We start from the raw sequence: 12847 nt of genomic DNA, 5'->3' as shown, positions 1-12847 counted from the left end.
GATGCTGGCATCCAAACGCATATTGCTGATCATTGGCGGCGGGATTGCGGCTTACAAGTCGCTGGACCTGATCCGGCGGCTGAAGGAACGTGGTGCGGCGGTGACTCCGGTCCTGACGGGCGCAGCAGAAGAATTCGTGACGCCCTTGTCCGTGTCCGCGCTGGCCGGAGAAAAACTCTACCGAGATCTGTTCGATCTGACGGATGAGGCCGAGATGGGCCATATCCAGCTGTCCCGTTCTGCTGACCTGATCGTAGTGGCTCCGGCTACGGCGGATCTGATGGGCAAGATGGCTGCTGGGCTCGCCAATGATTTGGCCTCGACCCTGTTGATGGCAACGGATACGCCCGTGCTGTGCGCACCCGCCATGAATGTGCGTATGTGGGATCATCCCGCGACGCAACGAAACCTAAGGCAATTGCAGGCCGATGGCGTCCGGTTCGTCGGTCCGAACGAAGGCGATATGGCTTGCGGCGAGTTCGGACCGGGCCGCATGTCGGAACCTCTGGAGATCGTGGCCGCGATCCAGGCCGCATTGGGCAATGGCCCCCTGTCCGGCAAGCGTATTCTGGTGACGTCGGGACCGACCCACGAACCCATCGACCCGGTGCGCTATATCGCCAACCGGTCGTCTGGCGCGCAAGGCACGGCCGTGGCCCGCGCGCTGGCATCCTTGGGGGCCGAAGTGATCTTTGTAACCGGCCCAGCAGATGTACCTCCGCCCGATGGCGTGCAGGTCATCCCAGTGGAAACCGCGCGCCAGATGTCCGAGGCGGTCGATGCAGCCTTGCCTGTCGATGCCGGCGTGTTTGCCGCAGCCGTGGCTGACTGGCGCGTGGCCAGCGCGTCTGATCGGAAGCTGAAGAAAAGCCGCGACGGCCTGCCCGCGCTGGAGTTTGCCGAAAACCCTGACATCCTGAAACGTGTGTCGCACATGACGGAAGGGCGGCCCAGACTGGTTGTCGGCTTTGCCGCCGAAACCAATGACGTAGTCGAAAATGCGACGGCCAAACGCACGCGCAAAGGATGCGACTGGATCGTCGCGAACGATGTCAGCCCCGCCACGGGCATTATGGGCGGTTCGGAAAACGCCGTGACCCTCATCTCGCAAGATGGGGCCGAAAGCTGGCCTCGCATGGGCAAGGATGAAGTCGCCCGGAAACTGGCCGCCAAAATCGCCGACGCTTTGAAAGAATAAGATACCGGCCCCGCGTGGCACGGCAAGAGGTGCAGCTATGGTAGCAATTCGTGTAATCCGTGAAGATGGAGCGGACCCTTCGGTTCCCCTGCCCTCGTATGAAACATCGGGCGCGGCGGGCGCGGACGTGCGGGCCAATCTGCCGGGTGGCGCGCCGATACGGCTTGAACCCGGTCAGCGTGTGCTGGTGCCGACCGGGCTGCGGATCGAAATTCCCAACGGGTATGAGGTGCAGGTGCGCCCCCGTTCCGGGCTTGCGCTGAAACACGGAATTACCTTGCCAAACACGCCCGGCACCATCGACAGCGACTATCGCGGCCCGTTGGGTGTGATCGTTCTGAATGCTGGGCAGGATGTGTTCGAGATCACGCATGGGGAACGCATTGCGCAACTTGTGGTGGCCCCGGTTGTGCAGGCCGTGTTCGAGGCCGCGGTTGCCCTGTCCGACACCGAACGCGGGGCAGGTGGCTTCGGTTCGACCGGGCGCGGCTGATGATACTGGTTCTTGGGCTTGCCGCTGGGCTTTGGGGCATCGGGTATTTTGCCGGAGTTTCGCGCGGGGCGCGGAATGTATCCGTTGCCGTATTGTTGGCCGGGGTCATCATTGCCCAACTGGTGCTGCCGGATGGAAACCCGCTAAGGCAGGCGACCGGCGGATCGGCGGCAGTCTGGCTGATCCTGGGTGGCGCTGCCGGTCTTGCTCTGATTTATGGCAGGTTGTTGAGGATGCTGCGCGCTCGCGCAGTGCCTGCCAAGGAGCCTGCCATGCCATCCGATCAATTCAGCGAAACCGAACTTGACCGCTACGCCCGCCACATCGTTCTGCGCGAACTGGGCGGACCCGGACAGAAACGGCTGAAAAAGGCGCGGGTGCTGGTCATTGGTGCCGGCGGGCTTGGCGCCCCGGCCCTGCAATATCTGGCAGCGGCAGGTGTCGGCACAATCGGCGTGATCGACGATGATGAGGTCGAAAACGCCAACCTGCAGCGGCAGGTAATCCATCGGGACGCGGATATCGGCATGCCCAAGGTGTTTTCCGCCCAACAGGCAATGGAGGCGCAGAACCCGAATGTTGTGGTCCTGCCCTATCATCGTCGCCTGACGGACGACATCGCCGAAGAGCTGTTCCGCGACTTTGATCTGATACTGGACGGTACCGACAATTTCGGCACTCGTTATCTGGCCAACCGAACGGCAGTGGCGCTTGGCAAGCCTCTGATCTCAGGCGCGCTGTCGCAATGGGAGGGGCAACTGAGCGTCTTTGATCCGGCCACGGATGGCCCCTGCTATCAATGCATTTTCCCCGAAGCCCCGCCCCCCGGGCTGGCTCCTTCCTGTGCCGAAGCAGGTGTCGTTGGCCCCCTACCCGGTGTGGTCGGTTCCATGATGGCGGTGGAAGCCATCAAGGTCATCATCGACGCGGGGCAGGCTTTGCGCGGCGAAATGCTGATCTATGACGCGCTTTACGGCGAAAGCCGCAAGATCACCCTGTCCAAACGCGACGATTGCCCGATCTGCGCAAGCGCCGGGGTTTAACCCAATCCGCCGCGCGCCAGCGGCGCGCGGCCCGGCCCAACCCCGCCAGGGCACGTCTTTGATGTGTCCCGCGAGGGCGGGAGCCTAACGATGGCCCAATGCGCGATCCAGATCGGCGATCAGGTCTTTGGCGTCTTCCAGCCCGACAGACAGGCGGAAAATCCCGTCGCCGGCATAGGCGCGGTAGTCCTCAAGCTGCGCACCACTCAGCCGGAAGGACGTTTCCATCAGGCCATCGGTTCCCATCCAGAAAATCAGGCTGCGATGATGCCCCAGCGACACCGCGTAGTGAATCACCTCAAGCCGCTCGATCATCTCCTGCGCGATACGTTCACCATCAGCGGCGCGGCCGACCTGAAATGCGATCATGCCGGATTTGTTCGACATCTGCCGTGCCGCCAGATCCGCCTGCGGATGCGAGCCCAGACCCGGATAGATGACTTTCGTGACACGTGGGTCGCCTTCCAGCCATTGCGCTACGGCCATTGCGCCAGCCTCGTGCGCTTTCATCCGCAACGGCAGAGTCGAAGCCCCGCGCGCGATCAGCCAGGCGTTGAAGGGGGACAAAACGCCTCCATGATGAATACCTGCCTCGATCCGCATTTTCGCGATCAGCTCGGCGGACCCGGCAACGGCGCCGCCAATCGCATCACCATGGCCGCCGATATATTTGGTAATCGAATGCATCGTCAGATCAACGCCAAGACCCACCGTGTCCATGCCCAAAGGCGATGCAAAGGTCGCATCACAGCTGAGCAACGCCCCGGCGTCACGCGCCAGTTTCGAGACGGCGGCCAGATCGGTCAGGCGACCGATCGGGTTCACCGGCGTTTCCGTGTGGATCAGGCGGGTGTTGGGGCGAATTGCGGCCGCCACCGAGGCCGGATCGGACATGTTGACCGCCGAGACTTCGATCCCCATCCGCGGCAAAGTCTCGCGCGCCAGTTCCGCGACCCCTGCATAAGAAACATCCGACACGATCAGATGATCTCCGGCGGACAGAAAGGTGAAAAAGATCGCTGACGCCGAAGCCATCCCGGACGCGCTTGCCAGACAGGCTTCAGTCCCCTGCAACGCGGCAATCTTGGCCTCCAGACCCGCGACCGTCGGGTTCGCCCAGCGCGAATAGACAAACGGGCTGTCCGGCGTCAGGTCATGGGCCGAAAAACCCGCCAGATCCTCGGTCACATAGGTCGAGCTCATGTGGATCGGCGGGGCAGACGCGTTGGTCGAGGCATCCGGCGGATCGCCTGCGTGGATAGCCCTGGTCATGATCCCGGCGGGACGGTTCGGCTTGGTCATATCCTGTCTCCCTTTGCCGACGACCCTGCGTGCGCCACACTGCCGATGCAAGCCGGATTGCGACTTTTTCAGGCGACTTGCGCGCCCGCCCTCTGGACCATCACACCCCGGCTGCCTACCTTGTCGGACAAAGGAGATCTGAATGACCAACCCGATCCTGTCCGACTGGAACACCCCCTTTGCAATCGCCCCATTTGCCGAGATTTCGGACGATGATTTTGCCCCGGCGCTGGATCAGGCATTGGACGCGCACACCGCCCAGATCGATACCATCGCGACAAATCCGAACGCCCCGACATTCGCCAATACAATCGAGGCACTCGAAGCCGCCGGGGAACAGATGGACAAGGTTCTGGCGGTCTTTTTTACCGTCGCAGGTGCGGACAGCAACCCTGCACGCGAAGCCCTGCAGCGCGATTTTTCACCCAAACTGGCGGCCCATTTTTCCGCGATCTCATCCAACAAACCTCTGTTTCAGCGGGTCGCCGATCTTTGGGCGCGGCGCGGTGGATTGGGCCTGACCGACGAACAGGCGCGTGTCCTGATGCTGACCCATCGCGGTTTTGTGCGCGCGGGTGCGGCGTTGCAGGGTGATGACGATACCCGCATGCAGGAAATCAAATCCCGTCTGGCCACGTTGGGCACATCCTTCACCCAGAACCTGCTGGCGGATGAAAGAGACTGGTTCATGGAGTTGACCGAGGGTGATCTGGCCGGTCTGCCCGGTTTTGCCACCGATGCCGCCCGTGCGGCCGGCAAGGAGAAAGGGCTGGATGGCCCGGTTGTGACCCTGTCACGGTCCTTGATCGTGCCGTTTCTGCAATTCTCGCCCCGCCGCGATCTGCGCGAAAAGGCGTATCTCGCGTGGGCGGCGCGTGGTGCGAAAGGCGGGGAAACCGACAACCGCGAGATTGCCGCTGAAATCCTTTCGTTGCGCGAAGAACGCGCTACGCTGCTGGGTTATGGCAGCTTTGCCGATTACAAACTGGAAACGGAAATGGCCCGGACGCCGGATAGAGTGCGGGACCTGCTGATGCAGGTTTGGAAGCCTGCTAAGGCGCGCGCAGATGCCGATGCCGAAACCCTGACGCAAATGATGCAGGAGGACGGGGTCAACGGGCCGCTGGAAGCCTGGGACTGGCGATATTACGCGGAAAAACGGCGCAAGGCCGAGCATGATCTGGATGAGGCCGCGCTCAAGCCGTATCTGCAGTTGGAACGTATGATCGAGGCGTCCTTTGCCTGCGCCAATCGGCTGTTCGGGCTGGAATTCAAGCCGCTGGATGTCCCGCTCTATCACCCCGATTGCCGCGCGTGGGAGGTGACGCGCGATGGCAAGCATATCGCGGTGTTCATCGGGGACTACTTCGCGCGCGGTTCCAAACGGTCCGGTGCCTGGTGCAGCGCAATGCGCGCGCAGGCGAAATTCCCCAAGGAACAGGCGCCAGTTGTCATTAATGTCTGCAACTTCGCCAAAGGCGACCCGGCGCTGCTGTCCTACGACGACGCGCGCACCCTGTTTCACGAATTTGGCCATGCCCTTCATCAGATGCTGTCGAATGTGACCTATGAAAGCATCTCGGGCACAAGCGTTGCGCGGGACTTTGTGGAACTGCCCAGCCAGCTTTACGAACACTGGCTGGAAGTGCCCGAGGTACTGGCAGAATACGCAACGCATGCAGAAACCGGCGAACCAATGCCGCAGGACATGTTGGAGAAGGTACTGAAAGCGGCCAATTTCGATCAGGGCTTTCAGACCGTGGAATATGTCGCCTCGGCTCTGGTCGATCTGGCATTCCACGACGGCGCGGCCCCAGCCGACCCGATGGCGAAACAGGCCGAAGTTCTGGCCGAAATCGGAATGCCGCGAGCCATCGGAATGCGCCACGCCACTCCGCATTTCGCGCATGTCTTTTCCGGGGACGGATACAGTTCCGGCTACTACAGCTACATGTGGTCCGAGGTCATGGATGCCGACGCCTTTGCGGCATTTGAGGAGGCGGGCAGCGCCTTCGATCCCGATCGCGCCCAGGCGCTTGAGGACAACATCCTGTCCACCGGAGGCTCACGCGAGGCCGAAGATCTGTATCTGGCCTTTCGCGGCCGTCTGCCGGGTGTCGAGGCACTGCTGAAAGGGCGGGGCCTGATCGCCGCCTGAACTGGATGGGTCGTCAGTACCCCAACTGGCGATCCACCAGATGCAGGAAGGGCTCACCTGCCTCGCCGCGCCGGATGTTTTCACAGATAACCTGCGCGGCAGTGATCTCGCGGGTTTCGGACGCGATATGAGGTGTCACAGTCACGTTGGGATGTGCCCAGTACGGATGCTCGGGCGGCAGTGGTTCGGTCCGGAACACGTCCAGTGTGGCATGGCCCACCTGCCCGGAATTCAACGCATCCAGCAGGGCATCATCGTCGATCAACGGCCCGCGACCCGGATTGAGGATCCGTGCACCTTTGGGCAACAGGGCCAGCGTTTCCGCGTTCAGCGTGTTTTCCGTCGCTGCCGTATCGGGCAGCAGCAGAACCACGATTTCTGCCTGTGACAGCGCCCTTTCCAATCCCTTCTGCCCATGCAGACAAGTCACGCCGTCGACGTCCTTGGGCGTGCGGCTCCAACCGGTAACATTGAAATTCAGCGCGGCCAGTGCCTTGGCGCAGGCCAGCCCCAAAGCGCCCAGACCCAAAACCGTTACATGCCGTTGCTGCGCGAGCGGCGGTGCTTCGGGCGTCCAGACGCCGTCCTGGACGGTGATGTGACGATCCATCCCCAGATGGTAGCGCAGCACATGCCCGACGACCCATTCTGTCATGCCTTGTGTCAGCCCGTGATCGACCATCCGGGCCAGCGGCACGGTCAGGGTTTCATTGTCCGCGATACTCTCGATCCCGGCCCACAGGCTGAGTACAGCCTTGAGCCGACTGAAGGGCCCGAAATCCCGCAATCCGCCCGTCGGTCCGTAAACCACGTAGTCGACCTGTTCCGGTGAAATCTCTGGCGACAACTCAAACTCCAGCCCGGCTTCGGACAGGCCCTGGCGCAGCAACGGCTCATAAACCGGCCAAAGCCCGGGACGTGCGGAAAACAGGACATTCACTGTCATGGATTGCCTTTCAGATTAACGAGGACGATGGATATGCGCGCTTTGAACGATGCCGAACGCGGCCATCAGAACCAGCATGGCCGAGCCGCCATAGCTGACCATGGGCAGCGGAACGCCGACAACCGGGGCAAGACCCATGACCATGGACATGTTGACGGCAAAGAACAGGAAGAAGTTCAGTGCAATGCCCAAAGTCACAAGCGATGAGAAACGGTCTTTGGTCGTCAGCGCGGTAACCATGCAGAAAATCAGGATCAGAGCATACAGGATCAACAGCGTGATGCCGCCGACGAACCCGAACTCTTCGGCCAGTGTGGTAAAGATGAAATCGGTATGTTTCTCGGGTAGGAAGTTCAACCGCGACTGAGTGCCCTGCATAAACCCGCGTCCGTTCCAGCCCCCGGATCCCAGGGCAATCTTGGACTGTGTAATGTGGTAACCCGCGCCAAGCGGATCGGTGGAAGGATCGAGAAACGTATCGATGCGCCTGAACTGGTAGTCCTTGAGCAATTGCCAGTCTGTCCCACGGCTGTTGAACACTGTGGCGATCAGCCCGACACCTGCTGCTATTACGGCGGCGAAATAGGCCCAGTGGACACCAGCCAGAAACATCAGGCCACCGCCAGCGGCCAGCAACAGGATCGACGTACCCAGGTCAGGCTGTTTGAGCACCATGAAGGTTGGGATCAGGATCAGGGCAACAGGGATAAGCACCCAAAGCGGGCGCGAGGTCTTGTGAGACGGCAACCAGTCGTAATAGGCGGCCAGCACCATGACCAGGGCAACCTTCATGACCTCGGACGGTTGAAGCCGCATGAACCCAAGGTCGATCCAGCGCTGCGCGCCCATGCCGACCGTGCCGAAAAGCTCGACAAAGATCAGCAGAACGATCGAGCCGAGATAGGCCAGAACCGACATGTTGCGCCAGAACCAGATCGGAACAAGCGCCACAATGAACATGGCCGCCAGACCCATCCCGAACCGCTCCATCTGCGGTTCGGCCCACGGGGTCCACGAACCGCCCGCCACCGAATACAGCATCAGGAACCCGGCACTGGCCGTGCTGATCAACAGCAGGGTCAGCGGCCAGTTCATATACAGAAACTTGCGAAACCCCGACGGCGTGGATTTGACGGCATATTCAAGATAGCTCATGCGCGGTCCTTTTCATCCGGACGCGCTTTGGGGCGGCGGTCGCCCTCCAACCTTTTTTGCTGTTCCTTGATGCGCTCGCGGTCGGCAACCGGATACGCCTCAAGCGGGGGCGTACCGTTGTAGAGCGCCTGAAGCATGATGTCCCGCGCGACAGGGGCGGCCGCCTTGGACCCGCCACCGCCATGTTCAACGACGACGGCTATGGCGTATTTCGGATTATCGTACGGGGCGAAGCTGACGAACAGCGCGTGGTCACGCCGTTCCCAAGGCAGATCTTCGTTTCGGATCACACCAGCAGCGCGTTCAGCCTTGGTAATGTTGCGGACCTGACTGGTACCCGTCTTGCCCGCCATGCGAAACTCATCTGCGATGATACGGCTGCGGTAGGCCGTTCCACGCCGGTCATTGGAGACCGAGAACATCGCTTTGCGCACCTGTGACAGGTTCCGCTGATTGACCGCAAGTGGCTCACCCGCGCCCGAGGGCTGTTCGACCCCGTTGACCGACCGGACCAGGCGCGGCGTCACGGCGCGGCCTGTGGCGATCCGCGCGGTCATGACGGCAAGCTGCATGGGCGAGGCCAACATGAAGCCCTGACCGATCGAGGCGTTCGCGGTGTCCCCGACCAGCCATTCCTGCCCGTGGACCCGCTGTTTCCATTCCTGATTTGGCGCCAGCCCCCCTGCCACGGCCGACATCGGGATATCGTGCTTGATGCCCAGCCCGAAGGTTCGGGCCATGTCGGATATCCTGTCGATGCCCACGCGCAGGGCAACATCATAGTAGTAGACGTCGCAACTGCGTTTGAGAGAGGTTTCCAGATCGACCGTACCGTGCCCGCCGCGCTTCCAGCAATGGAACCTGCGGCTGCCGACTTTCAGATGACCGGGGCAATATACCGTATTGCCGGGTCCGATCACACCGGCCTCAAGCGCAGCCATGGCCGTGATCATTTTGAACGTCGACCCCGGTGGATAGGTACCCTGTACCGTCTTGTTGGCCAGCGGGCGATATTTGTCCTGTGTCAGCGACCTGTAATCGGCGACCGAGATACCGCGTACAAACAGGTTGGGATCAAAGCTGGGGGCCGAGGCAATCGCGCGCAGATCGCCGGTTTCGCAATCAATCACAACGGCTGCCGCGCTTTCTCCGGCCAATCGGGCTTGCGCGTATTGCTGCAGATCGGCGTCGATCGACAATTGCAGGTCGGCCCCGGCTTCACCCTCTTGGCGGTCCAGTTCCCGCATCACGCGACCGGTCGCGTTGACCTCGACCCGCTTGGCCCCGGCCTTGCCGCGCAGAGTGGCTTCCTGCTTGGCCTCCAGCCCGACCTTGCCGATCTGGAACCGGGGGATGCGCAAAACCGGCTCAGGGTCTTCCATCTGGCTCAGGTCGTAGTCGCTGACCGGGCCGACATAACCGACGATATGGGCGAAATCCTCATACCGGGGATATTGGCGGGTCAGACCGACTTCGGGCGTCACGCCAGGCAAGGCCGGCGCGTTCACCGCCACTTTCGAGATGTCCTCCCACGTGACCTGATCTGCCAACGTGACCGGCAGGAAGGGTGCGGACCGGCGCATTTCCGTGCGGGCACGCTCGATCTCATCCTCGTTCAGGGGGATCAGTTCCGAAAGCTTGGCAATGACCGTGTCGATATCACCCGCGTCTTCGCGCACGATCACGATTCGGTAGGACGGCGAGTTCTGGCCAATGACCTGCCCGTTCCGGTCATAGATGCGCCCGCGTGTCGGCGGGATCAGGCGGATGTTGATCCGGTTTTCCTCGGCCAGCAGCCGGTACTGATCGGCCTGATCAACCTGCATAAACCGCATCCGCGCGGCCAGACCACCGATAAAGACCGCCTGCAAACCACCCAGAACCAACGCCCGGCGCGGCAGTCGTTTATAGGCAAGACCCTGGGATTTGGTGCGTTTCTGCTTCATGCCCGCGCCCCGACAATACCGGCATCCGCGGCTGAAATACGGCGGACGCCCATACCATTCTGACTGATCAGCACAATCAAGGGATAGATGGCGATGGTCACAATCAGTTGAACAACTGTCGGCCAAAAGGCGGCCTGTTGGACCGACAGAACCGACAGAATGAAACGGTTCAGCACAAAGATACCGGTCATCACCGCCGCGACCGAGCTCCATTCGCCAAAAAATCCGATATCCCGCATTCCCGGCGCTGCCGAGCGCAAATAGTTTGTTGCCACAACGACCAGTGCCGCCAGCAACCCCGGCGGCCGTTGCAGAAGCAGGTCGGCTATCAGCATGACAACGGCCACAATTGCGATGGGCGTGTATTCGGGGCGCCGAAGCACCCAGGCGAATGTGAGGGCGATCAGAACATCCGGAAACGGCCAGCGGTCCGGCTGCGTGTTCAGCGGCAACAGGTGCAGAAACAGCACAAGAACCACCAGAAAAACATAGAGGCAGCGCATGGCCCAGAGATGGGAAACCGCCTTATCCATCAGCGGCCTCGTCGGGGGTCAGGGATGCTTCGGGTCGCAGCGGACCAACAATATCCCCGGAATCACGAATGGCGGGCGCCGACTGGTAGCGCAGCACGCGCAGAAACTCGAGCCGCTCGAAATCGGCGGACAGACGCACGCGCAACCTGCCACCCGGATCGGCGGTGATCTGACCGATCAGCAATCCTGCCGGGAAAACGCCACCGTCGCCCGACGTAATGACCCGGTCGCCGGGTCGGACGAGTTCACGGTTTTCCAGAAACTCGACCAATGGCACCGCTGTATTGTCCCCCTTGATCAAAGCGGTCTGCCCGGACGGCTGGATAGTGGCAGGGATAGCGCTCGAGGCGTCTGTCATCAGGATGACACGCGCGGTGTCGGCGCCGACGCCGGAGATGCGCCCAACCAGCCCGATCCCGTCCATGGCGGCCCAGCCATCGACTATACCGTCCCGCTGTCCCACGTTCAGAAGGACAGACTGCCGGAAGGGGGAGCCGCTGTCGGCCATGACAACACCGGTGATATAGGTCAGGCGCGGATCCAGCCGGACGTTGTTCAGGTCCAGCAGCCGGGCGTTTTCCTGTTCCAGCTGCAGCGCCGCCTCTTTCCAGGCACGCATCCGGCGCAGTTCACTGCGCAATTCCCGGTTCTGCTCGCTCAGCCGCTGATAGCTCTGGAAATCGCGGACCAGGTTGACCGTGGCCGTGACCGGCACCATGGCCCATTCCATCGAGGGCACCACGGCATCCACGACCTGAGCGCGAAACCTCTCGACCCGTGGGCTGTCAATGCGCCAGACCAGAAAGATACCCAGCAGGCACAAAACAACGATCCCCAGCAACAAGCGGCGTAAGGGGGTGGTGTATTCGTCGCGCTGTGATCGGTCCTTTGCCACAGGACTCCTTCCCGTGCTGCTCGCGCCCGATTGTTAACCCTGTATTGGAAGGGTGCGCGCCTTAGCTTTCGTAGTCAATCGCGTGGCGCAGTTGTTTTTCGTATTCCAGCGCCTTGCCGGTGCCCAAAGCCACACAATTCAGGCTTTCATCGGCAATCGACACGGCCAGACCGGTTTGTTCGCGCAGCGCCAGGTCCAAATCACCCAACAGAGCGCCACCGCCGGTCAGCATGACGCCCCGGTCCACAATGTCCGCTGCCAGATCGGGCGGCGTGGTTTCCAGCGCGGTCATCACCGCCTCGCAAATCTGCTGGACTGGTTCGGACAGCGCCTCGGCCACCTGAGCCTGGCTGATCTCGATTTCTTTCGGGACACCGTTCAGCAGGTCACGGCCGCGGATATGCATCGACTGGCCACGGCCGTCATCGGGCATCCGGGCAGTGCCGATGGTGGTTTTGATACGCTCGGCGGTCGATTCACCTACCAGCAGGTTCTGCTGACGGCGCAGGTACGAGATGATGGCCTCGTCCATCCGGTCCCCACCGACGCGAACCGAGCGGGCATAAACGATGTCGCCCAGCGACAGAACCGCAACTTCGGTTGTACCGCCACCGATATCGACAACCATGTTTCCGGTCGGATCGGTGATCGGCATTCCCGCGCCAATGGCGGCCGCAATGGGTTCAGCGATCAGACCCGCGCGACGGGCCCCTGCGGACAGAACCGACTGTCGGATTGCGCGCTTTTCGACCGGAGTCGCACCATGCGGAACACAGACTATGATTTTCGGTTTCGAGAAGGTCGAGCGCTTGTGCACCTTGCGGATGAAATGCTTGATCATTTCCTCGGCGGTGTCGAAGTCGGCAATGACCCCTTCGCGCATCGGGCGGATGGCCTCGATGGAACCGGGGGTCCGGCCCAGCATCAGCTTGGCGTCTTCGCCCACAGCCAGCACTTTCTTCACGCCATCCTTGACGTGATAGGCGACCACAGAGGGTTCGGACAGAATGACGCCGCGCCCTTTGACATAAACCAGCGTGTTCGCCGTCCCAAGGTCAATGGCCATGTCCGCTGTGAACAGGCCGCCCAGATTGCCAAAGATCCCCATGTTTCCCCTGATCCTGTCTGTCAGAATTTTCTACTGCCCGCGACTCGACGGTTCCGGGACGGATGACTTA

General features: G+C 61.5%; 11 protein-coding genes. 4 read left to right on the top strand and 7 right to left on the bottom strand.

What is annotated here, in order from left to right; all coding sequences use genetic code 11:
* Position 1: 1 nt before the first annotated feature.
* The 3 genes from coaBC to ACR1XU_RS05855 are packed head-to-tail and all read left to right on the top strand — an operon-like array spanning position 2 to position 2734.
* Positions 2-1198, top strand: coding sequence for a bifunctional phosphopantothenoylcysteine decarboxylase/phosphopantothenate--cysteine ligase CoaBC (gene coaBC / locus ACR1XU_RS05865; RefSeq protein ID WP_480908933.1), 1197 nt, complete (start codon positions 2-4; stop codon positions 1196-1198).
* A 37-nt stretch (positions 1199-1235) separates the two neighbouring features.
* A complete protein-coding gene (dut, locus tag ACR1XU_RS05860) occupies positions 1236-1691 on the top strand; it encodes a dUTP diphosphatase (protein WP_480908915.1) in 456 nt (151 codons plus the stop codon).
* Entirely contained in the window at positions 1691-2734 is a 1044-nt protein-coding gene (locus tag ACR1XU_RS05855; protein WP_480915591.1) for a HesA/MoeB/ThiF family protein, read from the top strand. Before dut ends, ACR1XU_RS05855 begins: the two co-directional genes overlap by 1 nt.
* An 84-nt stretch (positions 2735-2818) precedes the next feature.
* On the opposite strand, the gene ACR1XU_RS05850 is transcribed toward ACR1XU_RS05855, so the two are convergent.
* Entirely contained in the window at positions 2819-4036 is a 1218-nt protein-coding gene (locus tag ACR1XU_RS05850; RefSeq protein ID WP_480908917.1) for a trans-sulfuration enzyme family protein, read from the bottom strand.
* Between the two features lie 142 nt (positions 4037-4178).
* Between ACR1XU_RS05850 and ACR1XU_RS05845 the strand changes: the two genes are divergently transcribed.
* The gene (locus ACR1XU_RS05845) at positions 4179-6194 is read left to right on the top strand and encodes a M3 family metallopeptidase (protein ID WP_480908918.1); all 2016 of its coding nucleotides are present in this window, start codon (positions 4179-4181) and stop codon (positions 6192-6194) included.
* Positions 6195-6207: 13 nt separating this feature from the next.
* Here the strand turns inward: ACR1XU_RS05845 and ACR1XU_RS05840 are convergent, their stop codons facing one another.
* From ACR1XU_RS05840 to ACR1XU_RS05815, 6 genes are all read right to left on the bottom strand, one after another.
* Positions 6208-7140 carry a 2-hydroxyacid dehydrogenase gene (locus ACR1XU_RS05840; RefSeq protein WP_480908919.1) on the bottom strand — a complete coding sequence of 311 codons (933 nt, stop codon included), beginning with the start codon at positions 7138-7140 and terminating at the stop codon, positions 6208-6210.
* A gap of 15 nt (positions 7141-7155) precedes the next feature.
* A complete protein-coding gene (gene rodA / locus ACR1XU_RS05835; RefSeq protein WP_170615727.1) occupies positions 7156-8295 on the bottom strand; it encodes a rod shape-determining protein RodA in 1140 nt (379 codons plus the stop codon).
* Positions 8292-10241: a penicillin-binding protein 2 gene (gene mrdA, locus ACR1XU_RS05830; RefSeq protein ID WP_170805743.1), complete on the bottom strand. Its 1950-nt coding sequence runs from the start codon at positions 10239-10241 to the stop codon at positions 8292-8294. Before mrdA ends, rodA begins: the two co-directional genes overlap by 4 nt.
* Positions 10238-10774 carry a rod shape-determining protein MreD gene (locus tag ACR1XU_RS05825; RefSeq protein ID WP_480908920.1) on the bottom strand — a complete coding sequence of 179 codons (537 nt, stop codon included), beginning with the start codon at positions 10772-10774 and terminating at the stop codon, positions 10238-10240. Before ACR1XU_RS05825 ends, mrdA begins: the two co-directional genes overlap by 4 nt.
* Entirely contained in the window at positions 10767-11669 is a 903-nt protein-coding gene (mreC, locus tag ACR1XU_RS05820) for a rod shape-determining protein MreC (protein ID WP_170805741.1), read from the bottom strand. The genes ACR1XU_RS05825 and mreC overlap by 8 nt, the downstream gene beginning before the upstream one ends.
* 61 nt (positions 11670-11730) lie before the next feature.
* Positions 11731-12777: a rod shape-determining protein gene (locus ACR1XU_RS05815; RefSeq protein WP_039523195.1), complete on the bottom strand. Its 1047-nt coding sequence runs from the start codon at positions 12775-12777 to the stop codon at positions 11731-11733.
* Positions 12778-12847: the final 70 nt, after the last annotated feature.

It is taken from the genome of Ruegeria sp. D1(2025) (assembly GCF_056536425.1).
The sequence above is the reverse complement of the archived record's forward strand: the minus strand, read 5'-3'. Positions and strand labels throughout refer to the sequence as shown.

Coding starts and splice junctions, on each gene's coding strand:
- ACR1XU_RS05845 (WP_480908918.1), top strand. CDS start 4,179: ATGACCAACCCGATCCTGTCCGACTGGAACACCCCCTTTGCAATCGCC.
- ACR1XU_RS05840 (WP_480908919.1), bottom strand. CDS start 7,140: ATGACAGTGAATGTCCTGTTTTCCGCACGTCCCGGGCTTTGGCCGGTT.
- ACR1XU_RS05815 (WP_039523195.1), bottom strand. CDS start 12,777: ATGGGGATCTTTGGCAATCTGGGCGGCCTGTTCACAGCGGACATGGCC.
- rodA (WP_170615727.1), bottom strand. CDS start 8,295: ATGAGCTATCTTGAATATGCCGTCAAATCCACGCCGTCGGGGTTTCGC.
- ACR1XU_RS05855 (WP_480915591.1), top strand. CDS start 1,691: ATGATACTGGTTCTTGGGCTTGCCGCTGGGCTTTGGGGCATCGGGTAT.
- mrdA (WP_170805743.1), bottom strand. CDS start 10,241: ATGAAGCAGAAACGCACCAAATCCCAGGGTCTTGCCTATAAACGACTG.
- ACR1XU_RS05850 (WP_480908917.1), bottom strand. CDS start 4,036: ATGACCAAGCCGAACCGTCCCGCCGGGATCATGACCAGGGCTATCCAC.
- coaBC (WP_480908933.1), top strand. CDS start 2: ATGCTGGCATCCAAACGCATATTGCTGATCATTGGCGGCGGGATTGCG.
- ACR1XU_RS05825 (WP_480908920.1), bottom strand. CDS start 10,774: ATGGATAAGGCGGTTTCCCATCTCTGGGCCATGCGCTGCCTCTATGTT.
- dut (WP_480908915.1), top strand. CDS start 1,236: ATGGTAGCAATTCGTGTAATCCGTGAAGATGGAGCGGACCCTTCGGTT.